19 protein-coding genes are annotated in these 15088 nt (G+C 50.5%); 8 read left to right on the forward strand and 11 right to left on the reverse strand.

The features are described from left to right. The first annotated feature begins 127 nt into the window (after positions 1-127). Positions 128-433 (forward strand): DUF2627 domain-containing protein, encoded by a 306-nt coding sequence (locus HYD27_RS10345; RefSeq protein WP_219214564.1) that lies wholly within the window; start codon positions 128-130, stop codon positions 431-433. Between the two features lie 93 nt (positions 434-526). Here HYD27_RS10345 and HYD27_RS10350 read toward each other — a convergent pair whose 3' ends face one another. From HYD27_RS10350 to HYD27_RS10360, 3 genes are read right to left on the reverse strand one after another with little or no spacing between them, the layout of a single operon-like run. After that, positions 527-2377: an ABC transporter ATP-binding protein gene (locus HYD27_RS10350; protein WP_219214566.1), complete on the reverse strand. Its 1851-nt coding sequence runs from the start codon at positions 2375-2377 to the stop codon at positions 527-529. Then, the gene (locus tag HYD27_RS10355; RefSeq protein ID WP_219214568.1) at positions 2358-4103 is read right to left on the reverse strand and encodes an ABC transporter ATP-binding protein; all 1746 of its coding nucleotides are present in this window, start codon (positions 4101-4103) and stop codon (positions 2358-2360) included. The genes HYD27_RS10350 and HYD27_RS10355 overlap by 20 nt, the downstream gene beginning before the upstream one ends. An 18-nt stretch (positions 4104-4121) precedes the next feature. Further along, complete coding sequence (locus tag HYD27_RS10360; RefSeq protein WP_219214570.1) at positions 4122-4328, reverse strand: hypothetical protein; 207 nt, start codon at positions 4326-4328, stop codon at positions 4122-4124. 185 nt (positions 4329-4513) lie between these two features. On the opposite strand from HYD27_RS10360, the gene HYD27_RS10365 reads away from it, so the two are divergent. Further along, complete coding sequence (locus HYD27_RS10365) at positions 4514-5083, forward strand: thymidine kinase (RefSeq protein WP_219214572.1); 570 nt, start codon at positions 4514-4516, stop codon at positions 5081-5083. A 341-nt stretch (positions 5084-5424) separates the two neighbouring features. On the opposite strand, the gene HYD27_RS10370 is transcribed toward HYD27_RS10365, so the two are convergent. Then, on the reverse strand, positions 5425-5946 hold the full coding sequence (locus HYD27_RS10370; RefSeq protein WP_219214573.1) for a DinB family protein: 522 nt from the start codon (positions 5944-5946) through the stop codon (positions 5425-5427). Between the two features lie 136 nt (positions 5947-6082). Between HYD27_RS10370 and HYD27_RS10375 the strand changes: the two genes are divergently transcribed. The 4 genes from HYD27_RS10375 (at position 6083) to HYD27_RS10390 (ending at position 8163) form a co-directional block, all read left to right on the forward strand. Further along, positions 6083-6754, forward strand: a complete 672-nt coding sequence (locus HYD27_RS10375) for a hypothetical protein (protein ID WP_219214575.1) — start codon at positions 6083-6085, stop codon at positions 6752-6754. Then, positions 6735-7274, forward strand: coding sequence for an accessory gene regulator ArgB-like protein (locus HYD27_RS10380; RefSeq protein ID WP_219214578.1), 540 nt, complete (start codon positions 6735-6737; stop codon positions 7272-7274). The genes HYD27_RS10375 and HYD27_RS10380 overlap by 20 nt, the downstream gene beginning before the upstream one ends. Before the next feature lie 121 nt (positions 7275-7395). Next, positions 7396-7731, forward strand: coding sequence for a LytTR family DNA-binding domain-containing protein (locus tag HYD27_RS10385; RefSeq protein WP_219214581.1), 336 nt, complete (start codon positions 7396-7398; stop codon positions 7729-7731). Positions 7732-7983: 252 nt separating this feature from the next. After that, entirely contained in the window at positions 7984-8163 is a 180-nt protein-coding gene (locus tag HYD27_RS10390) for a sporulation histidine kinase inhibitor Sda (RefSeq protein WP_219214584.1), read from the forward strand. A gap of 192 nt (positions 8164-8355) precedes the next feature. Here the strand turns inward: HYD27_RS10390 and HYD27_RS10395 are convergent, their stop codons facing one another. Together HYD27_RS10395 and HYD27_RS10400 are read right to left on the reverse strand one after the other, a co-directional pair. Next, complete coding sequence (locus HYD27_RS10395; protein WP_219214589.1) at positions 8356-8664, reverse strand: hypothetical protein; 309 nt, start codon at positions 8662-8664, stop codon at positions 8356-8358. Between the two features lie 117 nt (positions 8665-8781). After that, positions 8782-9441, reverse strand: coding sequence for a helix-turn-helix domain-containing protein (locus tag HYD27_RS10400; RefSeq protein WP_219214591.1), 660 nt, complete (start codon positions 9439-9441; stop codon positions 8782-8784). Between the two features lie 259 nt (positions 9442-9700). On the opposite strand from HYD27_RS10400, the gene HYD27_RS32920 reads away from it, so the two are divergent. Together HYD27_RS32920 and HYD27_RS10410 are read left to right on the forward strand one after the other, a co-directional pair. Next, on the forward strand, positions 9701-9781 hold the full coding sequence (locus HYD27_RS32920; RefSeq protein WP_375373908.1) for a hypothetical protein: 81 nt from the start codon (positions 9701-9703) through the stop codon (positions 9779-9781). 165 nt (positions 9782-9946) lie between these two features. Then, a complete protein-coding gene (locus HYD27_RS10410) occupies positions 9947-10030 on the forward strand; it encodes a putative holin-like toxin (RefSeq protein WP_219214875.1) in 84 nt (27 codons plus the stop codon). A gap of 107 nt (positions 10031-10137) precedes the next feature. On the opposite strand, the gene HYD27_RS10415 is transcribed toward HYD27_RS10410, so the two are convergent. The 5 genes from HYD27_RS10415 to ahrC form a co-directional block, all read right to left on the reverse strand. After that, positions 10138-10419 (reverse strand): hypothetical protein, encoded by a 282-nt coding sequence (locus HYD27_RS10415; protein ID WP_219214593.1) that lies wholly within the window; start codon positions 10417-10419, stop codon positions 10138-10140. 139 nt (positions 10420-10558) lie between these two features. Continuing rightward, a complete protein-coding gene (spo0A, locus tag HYD27_RS10420) occupies positions 10559-11374 on the reverse strand; it encodes a sporulation transcription factor Spo0A (RefSeq protein ID WP_219214594.1) in 816 nt (271 codons plus the stop codon). A gap of 198 nt (positions 11375-11572) precedes the next feature. After that, complete coding sequence (spoIVB, locus tag HYD27_RS10425; protein ID WP_219214596.1) at positions 11573-12706, reverse strand: SpoIVB peptidase; 1134 nt, start codon at positions 12704-12706, stop codon at positions 11573-11575. Positions 12707-12820: 114 nt separating this feature from the next. After that, positions 12821-14548 (reverse strand): DNA repair protein RecN, encoded by a 1728-nt coding sequence (gene recN, locus HYD27_RS10430; RefSeq protein WP_219214598.1) that lies wholly within the window; start codon positions 14546-14548, stop codon positions 12821-12823. Positions 14549-14614: 66 nt separating this feature from the next. Further along, complete coding sequence (ahrC, locus tag HYD27_RS10435; protein ID WP_220101578.1) at positions 14615-15064, reverse strand: transcriptional regulator AhrC/ArgR; 450 nt, start codon at positions 15062-15064, stop codon at positions 14615-14617. Positions 15065-15088: the final 24 nt, after the last annotated feature.

Raw genomic sequence — 15088 nt, forward strand, 5'->3', positions numbered from 1 at the left:
TATTACATTGTACTCTCTTTTATGTGTATTACAAAACTTACAAACGTCATGTATGCATGGACTTTTACCCGTTGAAGCGTTATCATATGGGTGAATTCAAAGGGCTGCCGAAGGGGGATTGTCACTTATGAAACTATTGATTTCACGTTTTATAGCGATTCTGATCCTGGTCATTCCCGGTCTTCTCGCGATGAAGGGCTTCCTGATGATGAAAGACGATCTTTTCAGCTACATCTCCATGCACGGCGACGATAGCGCAACCCCTGTGTTCGCCTGGCTTCATTTCGGCGGCGGGCTGCTGCTGTTCCTAGCCGGCATGAGCTTCCTCGGCGGCTGGATTCTGACCCGCGACCGCAAGCGCAACTACGTCGGCCCCCGGTTCCGGGAGAAGCAGAAGGCACAGCAGCCCCCTTCAACGGATGCCGCCGGCTGACAGGCTATCTTCCCGTTCCATTTCGGGATAGCCTCTTCCCCCGCACACAGCAAAAGGCAGCTCCGGACTAATCCGGGCTGGCCTTTTTGGGTTCTAGCCTGCCGCGGAATCTGGTGAAGCCCCCCGTACCAGTTCACTGTACAAGCCGCCCTCCTGCAGCAGCTCCTGATGCGAGCCCTGCTGCTCCAGCCGTCCGCCCCGGAGCACCAGAATGCGGTCTGCCGCACGGATCGTGCCCAGACGGTGGGCGATTACGAAGCTGGTCCGGCCCTTCATCAGCGCCTGCAGCCCCTCCTGAATCTTGATCTCCGTCACCGTGTCGATGCTGCTCGTCGCTTCATCCAGCACCAGCATCGACGGATTGGCAAGAATGGCACGGGCTATAGCCAGCAGCTGCTTCTGGCCTTGGCTGATGCCGCTGCCGTCCACGGACAGCATCCGTTCATAGCCGCCCTTCATCCGCATAATAAAAGAGTGGGCATTGGCCAGCTTGGCGGCCTCCTCAACCTCTTCGTCGCTGGCATCCAATCTGCCGTAGCGGATATTGTCGCGGATCGTTCCCTTGAACAGGAAGGAATCCTGCAGCACAAAGGCCATCTGGCTCCGCAGGCTCTCACGGCGGACCGTAGTCAGGTCCCGGCCATCCAGCGTAATACGGCCCCTGTCCGGGTCATAGAAGCGGGACAGCAGGCCGATCAGCGTGGTTTTACCCGCCCCTGTTGGTCCTACCAGCGCGATCATCTCGCCGGGCTTCGCCTCGAAGCTGATATCCTGCAGCGTGTCCGCCCCGTCATCATACGAGAAGGAGACACCGGAGAACTTCACGGCTCCTTCCACACGCTCCAGCGATACCGCTGCCCCTTCGTCCTTCGCCTCAGCCTCCTCATCCAGCACCTCGAACACCCGCTCCGCACCGGCAATCGCCGACAGCAGCGTGTTCCACTGGTTCGCCAGATCATTCAGCGGGCGCGTGAACTGGCGCGTGTATTCTACGAACGCGATAATCACGCCTATTGTGACCAGTCCGCGGATCGCCAGCAGGCCGCCGACACCCGCCACAATAGCAAAGCTCAGATTGTTCAGGCCGTTCATCAGCTTCGGAATAAAGCCGGAAATCGCCTGGGCCCAGTACCCCGACAGCATAATCCGTGTATTGCGCTCACGGAAGCCCGCAATGACCCGTTCCTCCTGCGAAAAGGCCTTAATAATCCTCTGGCCGGACAATGTCTCCTCAATAAAGCCGTTCAGCTCGCCCATATTTCGCTGGCGCTCCTTGAACAGCGGGCCTGTGCGCCGCGTAATCCAGCGCATGCCGAGAATCATCAGCGGCACCACGATGAAGGTCAGCAGCGTGAGCAGCGGGCTGAGCCAGAGCATCACGCCCACCGTGCCCAGCAGCGTCAGCACACTGGAGAAAATCTGAATCGCCGAGCTGTTCAGCGTGGAGCTGATATTCTCAATATCATTGGTCAGACGGCTCATAATTTCACCTTGCTGCCTGCGGTTGAAGAAAGGAATCGGCAGCCGGTGCAGGTGCGCAAACAGGTCGGACCTCATCCGGAATACCGTCTCCTGGGCAATCTCGATCATCCAGATGTTCTGCAGCCAGGAGGTCAGGGAATTCAGCAGATATACCAGAGCAAGCGTAATGAGGAAAACTCCCCAGGTTCTGCCCCCGTCACCTTCCAGATAGCGGTCCACCGCCCTGCTGATCAGATAGGGTCCAAGCAGGGCAAGACCGGAGCTGAGAAGCACCATAACCAGCACAAGCGCCAGCTTGGCCTTGCGCTTCGCCAGATAGCTCCAGATCCGAAGGAGTGTGGCGGACCAGTTCTTGGCCTTGGCCTTCGGCCTCCGTCCGCCCGGCGAACCGAAGCTTGCCGCGTCCCCAAGCCCGACATTCAGCTTCGGATGGCGAAAAGGCTCAAATAATGCTTTGAACATGCTGCACCCCCTCCCTGTCCTGAGATTCATTGATTTTCCGGTACAGCTCCGAATGCTTCATAAGGTCTTCATGCGTTCCCTGTGCAATTAATCTGCCCTCGTCCAGCAGCAGAATAAGATCGGCGGATACGGTAGAGCTGATTTTTTGCGTAATGAGAAAAGTAGTGCAGGACATGGTTTTAAGCTCCGCCAGCAGTTGTCCCTCGGTAACAGCGTCCAGCGCGCTGGTGCTGTCATCCAGAATCAGAACCGCAGGCTTTCTTACCAGTGCCCGGGCTATCGTCAGCCGCTGCTTTTGCCCGCCGGAGAGATTCACTCCCCGCTGGCCGAGCATAGTGTCATAGCCCTGCGGCAGTTCTTTTACCGTGTCATGAATTTGCGCCGCGGAGGCCGCCTGTTCAATCTCCTCCTGCGCAGCATCCGGATTCCCCCAGGCAATGTTCTCGCGCACCGAGCCGGTAAACAATAAGACCTCCTGGGGCACATAGCCAATGGCTCCGCGCAGCCTGGAAATCCCCGCCTCGGCGATTGCTGTCCCGTCGATCAGAATTTCGCCGCTGTTCTGCTCATACAGGCGGGGGATCAGCCCCACCAGCGAGGACTTGCCGGAGCCGGTGGCCCCCATAATCGCCACCCGTTCCCCCGGCTGCACCGCAAAGGAAATCCCCTCCAGTACAGCGATATCGCTCTCCGGGTAACGAAAGCCCACCTGCCGGAATTCGACCTTGCCCCTTATGGCCGTAGTCTCCCTGGCAGTGTCCGCCGCCGCGTCCCTCGCTTCCAGTTCATCTGCCGACATCACTTCCCCGATCCGCTGTGAGGAAGCCCGGGCCCGGGAAAAGGTGGCCATAATCCAAGAGAGCGCCGACAACGCTCCGATCGTACGCAAAGAGTAGTTGATGACCGCAACAGTCTGTCCCAAGGTGGCGTCCCCGCTGGAGATCTCGATACGTCCGAACCACAGCACCATCATGATTCCCGCATTTACAATCAGCATAATGAGCGGTGCCGACGTCTCGGTTAGCCGCAGGGCAGCTACAGTGGACTTCATCAGCTCCCCGCTGAAAGCGGCAAACCGGCGGATCTCATAGTTCATGCGCACAAACACGCGAATCAGCCGGATTCCGGTAAGATTCTCCTGAATCACGCTGTTTACACCGTCCAGCCTGATCTGCACACTGCGGAACAATGCCGACGCCCGCCTCATCACCCAGACCAGAAGCACAATCAGCACCGGAAGGGTCACCGCCAGCAGCATCCCCAGCTTCACATCCACGACCAAAGCCATAACCACACTGCCCAGTACTACAAGCGGCACCCGGGTCATGAAACGAAGCCCCATGAAGATCGTATCCTGCAGCTGTGACACATCCGCCGTAAGGCGCGTGATTAAGGAAGAGGTGGGAATGCGGCTGAACACAGCATAGGTGAAGGACTGAACCTTCTCATAGAGCTTGTCCCGCAGATCAAAGGCAAATCCCTGGCTGGCATGGGACGCAAAAAAGGAGCTGAGCACGCCCGCAATAAACGCCAGCCCCGCGCTTATAACCAGCACACCGCCCCACAGCCAGACAATCCCGTTATCCTGCTCCCTGATGCCGTCATCGATTATTTTGGAAATCAGCAGAGGCTGGGACAGCTCCACCGCCAGCTCGACCAGCATCATCACAAGCGCGGCGATTGCAGCAACCCTATATTTTCTGAGATAGGAAAAAATGATGTTCATCAGCGTCACCCCGTTTGTCTATTCATAGAGTGCATCGCGCAGACGGGTGGACATGGATGAGGATTGCCCCTTCAAAATCACCCGGCGCAGCGCCTTGTTGCTGCGGTTCAATTCAGCCAGCTCGTCCAGCATCTCCGTCAGCAAGCCCAATGTTTCCCGAGGCAGCTCCCCATTCTCTTGCAGAGCCGCTATCTTCTCTTTGTAGCCTTCCAATTTGTCCGTCAACTGTAAGCCTTCTTTCTGTAAACGTTCTCTTGTCCAGATACACAGAACTTTGTTAATTATAACACCCTTTATCCATTACCCGAAATGTTTTCACTGGCTACTTTTACTGAGAATATGATACGCTAATACAGTCGCATTTTTCAGATTTGGATTCATCAGGCTGATTGACGAAAGGATAGATGGACGTGGCACAGTTGTTTTTCAAGTATGGAGCAATGAACAGCGGCAAATCCATTGAGATACTCAAGGTTGCGCATAATTACGAGGAGCAGGGCAAGTCGGTGCTCATTTTCACTCCATCCCTTGACGACCGGGACGAAGTCGGGTATATTTCCTCCCGCATCGGACTGCGCAAGCAGGCCATCCCCATCGACGAGAATACGGATATATACAGCATTGTCAGCAGCAATTTGCCGAAGCCCCACTGTGTGCTGATCGACGAATGCCAGTTTCTCACCAAGGACTGCATTCTGCAGCTGGTGCGGATTGTCGACGAGCTGAATATACCGGTGATGGCCTTTGGACTCAAAAATGATTTTCAGAACAATCTCTTCGAAGGCAGCAAATACATGCTGATCTATGCAGACAAAATCGAAGAAATGAAGACCATCTGCTGGTTCTGCGAACGCAAAGCCACGATGGCGCTGCGCGTGGAGAACGGCAAGCCCGTCTACAGCGGCAAGCAAATCCAGATCGGCGGCAATGAAGCCTATTATCCGGTATGCCGCAAATGCCACAAGAATCCGCCGCTGTAAAAAAGATATATTCCCAGAAGCATTCCTGCGCATGTCCTCATGCCGGAATGCTTTTTTTGGCCCATAATATTCTAACGGATTGCCTGCGCTGCACGGTGTTCATCTTCCTTGCGCACGTAGAGATCATACTGAACGGTTGCCTTTCCGCCATAACGGGCACGCTGGCCAAAAGCCTGCATTCCCCCGTTGATCCGTGACCGGTGAGGAATGCCTCCGGCAGCAAGGCTGCCTTTGGCTCTGAAATATTGCGCTTGATCAAAAGTCGTGTATACGAGTGTCCGTTCTCTGGGAATGAAAAAATGCAGTATGCCTTTGAGTATGCCAACCAGCCTTCCCTCCTTTTATTGCTTCAGGTAACGCTCCTTCAGGACCCCCAGGTGATGCAGCTCATGCCCGATAATGACACAGGCAACCGCTCTGACCGAAATAGGTGAATCACTGGCTGTCCCCATTCGGGTCCAGGCCGCTTCGGGCAGACTCTCCAGCAGCGCGAGCGTGGACTGCCGCACCAGCTTATAATGCTGTACCAGCTCCTGCAGGGTGAACCGGTCGAACTCTCCTGCCGCCGCGTACAGCTTTTCCTCATAGCCGGGAAGCGGAGCCGTCTCGCCCCTGGCAATCGCGAGCAGACGGTAGGACATAATGCGGTCATTGTCGGTCAGATGGCCAAGCAGCTGCTTGATGCTCCATTTGTCCGGTGCATAGCGGTAGCTTCCCTGTTCCTCGCTGAGTCCGCCCAGCAATTCATACACCTGAACCGACTGTTCTTTAAGCAGAGCCGCAAGCTCCCCTTCAGGAGGCACCAAGGCAATGTAACGGGCTGGAAACTCGCTGTATTCACTTGGTTCTGGACGCTGGTTCATAGGAAAACCCCTCTCGTTATTGTTTTCAAGAAAAACTTACCGAAATGTGTCTAATGCTGTTGTTGTATTTTAGTATATTATGTATAATATTCGCAAGAATACAAGTTGCATGAACCTGAGCTTCGGGAGTGTAAGCATGCTGGAATTTGTGCTGTATATGGTGTTTTCGGTACTGGAAACGTGTGCCATGTTCTATCTGGCGTTAAGAATTTTTAAAATTGACATTTACACCAAAGAAATTATATTCTCCAGCTTGATTATGGCTTTCTTTTCTTTCGTGTTAAGGAATGTCTATAACTACATCCAATTGGATGTACTGCTCCAGTTTGTCTTGTTAACCTGCTTTTTATGGCTTTTGTTTAGAATACATCTGTTTTATGCCACAATCATAACTGGAATCACCTATCAAGCCTATTCCTTTATCCAAACACTATGCTTCTTTATCATGGAGCAGTCAGGTTTGTTCTCATCCAGTTCACCTTACTCAATTAATATTATGACGTTTGTACTGCAAAGCATTTCAGCCAGTGCCGCCTTTTTCACAGCCGTCTTTATTGGTAAAAAGCGTAAAGGCTTTGATTTTATCCCTGACAAACAGGGAGGCAAAGTTCAAATTCATACGCGCGACAAAATTCTTTTTGCTATAAATCTCCCTTCAGCTGCCATTGTGATGTCCACAACATATTTTATTCAGAATTTTTCAAAACTCTTTATTTTTGTCCCCATTACATATGGTCTGATTTTATATATCTATCTCTACCACTCCTACCAAAAGGACAGAAGCAACTATGAACATCTTAGCAAATAAGATAGCGGTTGCCATTAAGCGTGCCAATCCTGAACAGACACACTCGATAGAAATCATGCAGTATTCGTTGGGGATACTTCTGAACACTCTTTTCAGCTTTGCGGTTTCTCTTTTGATTGCCTGGTTAACCGGCAAGACAGCAGAGACTCTATTATTCTTTTTTAGTTTTGCAATTTTGCGTATGTGCTCCGGAGGCTTTCACCTCAAAACTGCCCTGGCATGCAATACGGTATCTATTGTATTGTGTACAACCCTGCCGCATTTTTCCGTGCTTCCGGCTAATATAGTTATAATCTTAAACTGTTTTAATCTGTTAACGATGTTGCTCTTTGCACCTAGTCCAGATGTTAACGTAAAAATCTCGGCAACAGCTGCACCACTGCTGAAAGCCATATCAGTTCTTCTTGTTGGGTGCAATTTTTTTATTGGATCTTCAGTAATTGGATTGGCTTTTTTCACCCAGTCCTTAACTGTTATTACTCTTAAAGGGAGGGAAACCATTGAAAAGAATCTTGGCTAAGTACGCTTCTGCATCACTTGCTGGCATGTCTGTTTTGTTCGTCGCTATTTTAAAACCACTGATTCATAGCCCAGAAGCACCTAAGGAATTGCGGAAGTAATTGTACAAGGATGGGGAGAACATGCGGGTCTTGTTAAACGACGGGTCCTCCCGGGAGATCCGGGAAGAAGAAATATTGTATTTCTCCAGCTATAAGAATACGATATTCGTCCACACCAAAGAAGGCGAGTTTGTTCTCCCTACCACGCTTTCCGATCTCTTGGCTGCTTATAAGGGCAAAGGCTTCGAACGTCTTGACCGCAGCAATGTAGTCAGTCTTAACAACATCGAATGTTATGATTCCGAACGTAAAATCGTTACGTTTCATCAGGGAGAACAATTCGCAACAGTATCTGAACCCAATGAAACACGGCTGAGAAAATTTTTGGCCGCACGGAAAAACACCTCTGAATCCTAACATTCATATTCATTTCGCTTCAAAAACACTTCCGCCCGATGCCATCCGGTTTTTCGGAGGGGGTGTTTTTGATTAATATATTTGTTAATTATTCTGTATTAATAAAAATAAATATTATGACATACGAAGCATTGAATGTAAAGGTTAATTCACAGGGCGAATGACAGGAGACGGGTTACCTTCCAAATGGTACCATTTAGTATAGATTCGCAGTGTTTTGCACTCTACTAAAATAACCGATGGAGGAATCTAATGGATTATTATTTTCATCCTTCTCCGCGCCCCTCATCCTTAGAGCTATTGTCTGACGAACAATTGTTGAACATCTACGAATTGGCGGTGGAGGCAAAGGCTTCACCCGATTTCATCGAGATTATCCAAACTGTTCTGACCGGGAGAAACATAGGGGGCTCTGGCCCTTCCGAGGATTGATCGTAATTATTTCAGCTCTCCTACATATAACCTATTACGACATGATGTAAAAAATCCGCGAGCAAGCAGCAAAGAAGCCACCTCCACTGTATAGTGAAGCTGGCTTCTTTGCTGCGGTTCATCATCGCTTATGCTGTACTTCCTGCGCTTGAAGGTACGGGTGATCACAGCTGCCGGTCCGGGCGGGAGCGGCTACTCGATGAACTCCGTTTTGAAGACATTCTCCAGCTTGCCGCCCAGTCTCTTCTTCAACGGAACCTTAATATCCCGGCCCAGCTCCTTGAAAAAAGTATCCACATCACATTTCACGTTCTTTGCCATGGCAATAACCGTTCCGTCATTCACGATATTCTGGTTCACTTCAAGGGGGACATCCACTTCAATGTCGTATTTCTTGGTCAATGTTTTGATATATCTGGCGAAGATCTCCAGCAGCTCCTCATTGTTAAAATTCTCGATGGCGGCTTTGCCCTTGCTGGTAAATTTCATGTTAACTCTCATTGTGGATTTCCCCTTTTCTGTCATACCATTTTTGTTGTTTGTTTATGGATCAAGATGAATAGATGGCTGCAAGAAAGGGCAACATTATTCATTTTTGAAAACGGATGAGGCCAGCCTTTATTTGAATGCTCCCTTAACCTGCTGCACTTTGAATTGAGTAAATTCCTTGAGGGCTTGAATGACCAGATCCTGCTCGTCTTCCTTCAGCTCGTAGATGCTTTCCCTCAGCCACTCCCCGAACAGGAAAGCCTGTCTGCCTTTGCGGGGCTGCTTGCGGAGGGAATCCAGACTGCCTTCAAATTTATCGTTCAGTACATCGCTGAGGTTATATTTCTCGATTTTTTCTATTACCATTCCTGCCCCATATTCCGTTTCATAAACGATCACCTCGTTTGAATCAAACGAAACATAGGAGGTTTCTTTGCCTTCCTTCGCCCGGAACTCCTTCAGCTTGTTGAACGCCGTCTCGTAGATATAATCCTGTGATTGATTATGCTGCGGCTGCTTATATCCCTGCTTGAGTGTCTTGATGTATTCAAGGTCGGGCATATAATCCGCCAGATGATACATCCGGTTCTTGAGGTCCGCTCCAAGCGCTTCGATAATCTTATCGAGGTTATCTTTCAGCGGAATGCTCTCTCCCCGTTCAATCTTGCTGAGCTGGGAGTAGCTGATGCCGCTCTTTTCTTCCAGCCCTCTTAAGGTCAACCCGCGCGTTTTTCTGAAGTGCCGGATGAAGTTCCCCAGCTCATCGGGATAGTTATCGAAATCGTTCATAGGAGTCACCTCTACCTATATCATAACACAACATAACAATTTGTGTTTCATTATAACAATTAATACCGTAAATAGCTGGGCAGGAGCAGTTCTATCTAGCCTAAAAACAAATGCAGCCAACACCTCTCCTTCGTTCGACGTCCGGTTGTAATCATAAAAAAGGAAATGATTTAAAAATCGAATATATCAAATTAAAAATAAACCATTACAAATATGAACACGCAAGAGCAAATGGATTGCTGTTCTGCTGTGTTTCTTCTTGGGATACCTCAGTGGACATGGATTTTATGAAGGGAAAATCGGCACAGGCATCCTGTACTGTTCACTGCCGGCTTATTAGGATTCGGTCTATTGGCTGATTTCATCACCATTTTCCTTTCTTGACTTTCAAAGAACGCAAAAAAGAGTAGCCAATAAATGCCACTCGTCTACAAAATTATAATCATAAACAATAGTATAGGCTTGCAAGGGCGGTCGGCGCACTTCTCGGAAGGGAGGTGATGCCATGGAGGTGTATCAAGCGTTGTCTTTAATGTTCATGTTCGGCATGTTCATTATCGCTCTCTTAAACTACCTCAAGAAGAAATAGACCGCCCTCGCCAAAGGAATCGGTCTAATTTCTGATACCCAAATTTTATAGCCTACCGCCCCTAAAAGCGGCTATTGCACTGGAGTCGTGTTACCCGCACGACTCCTTTAACTATAGTATACAGCATATTGCTTAGAATTTAAAACCCGTTTATATTTATTTTTACTTTTATAATCCAAGCCGTCCTCTTCCTCGTCATCCTCATTTACAATTTGTTTCGCCGCATCCTTGGCATATCCTTTTAATTCCTTTCCAACTGAAGCAATATTCTGGCACTCTTCATCCCCATTTTTCACCTTGACCGCAAGCGAATCATAATCAGCGTCAAATCTATTATAATTAGCAATTTTCGTAGCTGATATTTGTTTTTTTAAAATCTGTACGACCACTCCTCCATTAGTAATTTTGCAACCAATAGATAAGTAATGTTTATTCATAAGACGACCGGTAATAAGGTAAGTTTTCAGCCGATTACAAAAAATCTTCTTAACCTCTGCAACTCGCTCCAGTTCACTGATCCTTACCCTTTCAAGACACCTTATGCTCAATCCGCAGCTTGTCGGCTACCATGGCAATAAATTCCGAGTTAGTTGGCTTGGATTTGGAGATATTAATGGTATAGCCGAACAGATGGGAGATGCTGTCGATGTTGCCGCGGGTCCAGGCGACTTCAATGGCATGGCGGATTGCCCGCTCAACGCGTGACGGCGTTGTCTTGAATTTCTCGGCGATGGCCGGGTACAGGGTCTTGGTGATGGCGCCGAGGATTTCGATATTGTTGTACACCATTGTAATGGCTTCACGCAGGTACTGGTAGCCCTTGATATGTGCAGGCACACCGATTTCATGAATGATCGAGGTGATATTGGCATCCAGGTTCTTGCCCTTGGAGAGCGGCACCACATTGCTCCCTCTGGAGCCCGAATAGCCCGACATGCTGGATGAAGTGCTCATGCTGCCCTGCGTACCGACGAGCTGACGCACACGGTTGGCCAGAACCTCCATATCGAAGGGTTTTAAAATATAATAAGATGCCCCAAGCTGCACAGCACGCTGAGTAATGTTCTCCTGACCGAAGGCGGTCAGCATGATGATCTTCGGTTCGGGCTTCAGCTCCATGTCGCGCAGGCGCTCCAGGACACCTAATCCGTCCAGGTGGGGCATAATGATATCAAGAATAAGGACGTCGGGAATCTTGCGTGCTTCGCTGAGCATTTGAAGCACTTCTTCCCCATTGTAGGCGATGCCTGTCACGGTCATATCTTCTTGTTCCGTAATGTACTCGGCAAGCAAATTCGTAAACTCCCTGTTATCATCGGCTAACAATACTTCAATATTCTGCACTGGCTGCTTCCTCCTTATTTATATCTGCTATTCGAAAATAATCATTTATCTTCGCTCCTTACAGTTTCGACATGCCAATTCAATATCCTTCTGTCGAAAATTATTTTTCTTTATTTTTTTTCAGCCTTGAATTATAATTAAATATTTTATTTCATTGTTCGATGTTTATCGTTGCCCTTCGACAAAAAAATCTTAAGGCTAAACCGCCTTAAGATTGTAGGGAAGGGTATGCTCTTGCCCAGCGACGCCGGAATCCTGAAGCATCCATTCGATAAAACAGCCGTAGCCCGACTTGGGGTCATTAACAAATACATGGGTCACCGCACCGACCAGACGGCCATTCTGGACGATCGGACTGCCGCTCATCCCTTGGACGATGCCGCCGGTCTTATCGATAAGGCGGGAATCGGTAATGCGCAGCACCATGCCCTTGGTCGCCGGAGTATCCTGACGGGCCACATGAATAATCTCTACGTTGAATCGTTCCACCTGCTGTCCATCCACGACAGTCAAAATTTGCGCGGGCCCTTCCTTCACTTCATCGCTCATGGCGACCGGAATCGGCTTCTGATACAGGCTGTGCTCCGGATTGCGGGTCATTTTGCCGAAGATTCCGAAATCCGTGTTGCTCTCCACATTCCCGAGAACCTGGCTTTCTTTAAGAAAATGGGCCCGTTTCTCCCCGGGATCGCCATCCTGGCTTTTGGAGATGGAGGTTACGCTGGATTGCACGATGTGTCCGCTGCCGACAACAATCGGTGTACCGGTATTCATGTCCGTAATCACATGGCCCAGGGCGCCGTATACGCCTTGATCAGGCGCATAAAAGGTCAAGGTGCCTACACCCGCTGCAGAATCGCGGATATACAGTCCAAGCCGCCATACCTTGTCATTGCGGTCATAGGCCGGGGTGAGCTTGGCTGTATGCTCTTTGCCGGCGCGTTTGTACACAATGGCAAGGGGCTTGTGGGCTTTGCCTGCGCGCTCCACCAGCTCGGCTACCTTGGACACCTCGTCCAGCTTCACCCCGTCGATGGAGATCATCAGATCCCCGGGCAGCAGACCGCTGTTTTCTCCGGGTGAAAGCTTGGACTGCTGTGACACTTCGATAAGATGATGGCCTACAACCAGCACGCCTGCGGACTTCACTTTCACACCAATGGTCTGCCCTCCGGGAATCACCTTAAGATCCCGGTTAGCTCCCTGGACGGCCTTGTCAGGCGGGGTATCCAGCGGTGCGGCATAGCTCTGAAGAGGTCCCGTTATGCCTGATAAGCTGAGAAAGAAGGCAAATAAAAGGCCGGGCATTAACTTCCTGAGGTTCGGCTTCAATGGCTGTCACGCTCCCTTTTGCTTCTTTCGCTTGACGAAAAAGGTGGTCGCCAATTGCGTACCTATAAGATAACCTTGCCCCCAGGCTTTTATTACTGTCAATCATTGTCCCGCTTACCCTGCAGCCGCCTTGCTGGCCTCAGCCAGACCGAGCATTTCCTGTGCGTGGTGCAAGGTTTTTTCGGTAATTTCCACACCGCCCAGCATTCGGGCCAGCTCCATCACCCGTCCCTCCAAAGACAATGACTCGACTTCGGTCATCGTGCGCCCGTCTTCGACCTTTTTGCGAATCAGATACTGGTGGTCGGCCATGCATGCCACCTGCGGCAGATGGGTGATGGAGAACACCTGGCAGGTGGACGAAAGCTTGTACAGCTTGTCCGCAATGGATTGTGCGGCCCGGCCGCTGACACCGGTATCCACTTCATCAAAAATCAGCACAGGAATCGCATCATGCCGGGCAAAAATGCTCTTCATCGCCAGCATAATCCGCGACAGCTCGCCGCCGGAGGCAATTTTGCCTAAAGGGCGCAGCGGTTCGCCGGGATTCGGGGAAATCATGAACTCCGCACTGTCGATCCCTTGCCGGGTCAGCCGGTAACGGCGGCCATGGTATTCCACACCGCGCGGGTCCTCAAGAAGATCCATTTTGACCTGAAGCGAGGTCCGCTCCATCTGCAGATCCTTCAGCTCCCCTTCAACCTGAGTGGCCAGATCTGCTGCACACTGCCTCCGGGCAAGAGTGAGCGCTTCGGCTGCTTCCATTAATGTACTCAGAAGACCATCGCGCTTCACGGTCAGTTTCCCGATATACTCATCCTTATTCTCCAGCAGATCGGTCTCCCGGCGAATTTGTTCATAATAAGCCAGAATCTGCTCCACGCTGTCGCCGTATTTGCGCCGCAGCCCGGAGATCAGGTCCAGACGGTTCTCAATATCCTCCAGCCGGGCCGGATTGAATTCAATCTCCTCCCGGTAATCCCGAAGCTGGAAGGCGGCATCCTCCAGCTGGTAATAAGAAGACTGAAGCTGGTCCAGCACGCCCTTCAGCCCCTTCTCGTCATACCGCACCGCATCCTCCAGCCGGGAGATCACATTGCCGATGGATTCCAGGCCCTGTCTGTCATACAGCAGCTCATACGCGCCGGATACGGAATCCATCATTTTCTCGCTGTGGGATAGTTTGACCCTTTCTTCGGCAAGTAATTCATCTTCCCCAGGTTTTAGTCCTGCGGAAGAAATTTCCTCCAGCTGAAAACGGTACAAATCAAGCATTTGATAAGCCTTCTGGCTCGTTTCCTGCAGCTCGCGGAGTTCTTTTTCCACCTTGGCAAAGGCAGTATATTTCTCTTGATAACCGGCCTTAAGCGGTCCGATAACGGCGTCGCCGTAAGTATCCAGCAGTCCCAGATGGCGTTCTGCCTTCAGCAGATTCTGGTGTTCGTGCTGCCCGTGAATATTGACCAGCTGCTCGCCGATTTCCCGCAGCATGCTCAGGTTGACCATCTGGCCGTTGACGCGTGAGGTGCTTTTGCCTTGGGAGGTGATCTCCCGGCGGATAATCAGATGCTCCTCCGGATCTGCCGTGATGCCAAGACGCTCCAGCGTCTCCCAGACGGGATGCGAAGCAGGCAGGCTGAAAAGCGCTTCCATCTCTGCTTTGTCCGTGCCGTAGCGGATGGAATCCGCCGAGCCGCGGCCCCCTGCAACCAGCCCCAGTGCATCTATAATAATCGATTTACCTGCACCGGTCTCCCCGGTAAGCACATGAAACCCGGAATGAAAATGCACATCCACCGCTTCAACAACGGCAAGATTGCGGATCGACAATGTATCTAACACGAGTACAGCACCCCCGAAAAGATGATTGCAGAACTATGCTTCAATTCGCGTTCAATTGCAGGCCTGCTAGGAAATATATCCCATAATTTGTGAAATGACGTTCTGGCTGTCCTCCGGCTGGCGGCAGATAATCAGAATCGTATCGTCACCGGAAATAGTGCCCATAATCTGCGGCCAATCGATATTGTCGATCAGCGCAGCGACCGAGTTCGCCGTTCCGGGAAGACATTTCATCACCACAAGGTTGGCGGAGAAATCGATATGCACAAAATTGTCCACCAGTACACGCTTCAGCTTCTGTGTTGGATTGTAGCGCTGATCCGTCGGAAGGGAATATTTATATCTGCCGTCGTCCATGGGAACCTTAATCAGCAAAAGCTCCTTAATATCCCGCGACACGGTAGCCTGGGTAACCTGAAAACCGGCCTCGCGCAGTGCTTCGACCAAATCGTCCTGTGTCTCGATTTCCTGCTGGGTAATGATCTCACGTATCTTGATATGCCTGTGACCCTTCATTATTGCCTCCTGTATTTTAAGGTT

Source organism: Paenibacillus sp. S150, assembly GCF_019352175.1.
Taxonomy (GTDB): Bacteria; Bacillota; Bacilli; order Paenibacillales; family Paenibacillaceae; genus Paenibacillus_AQ.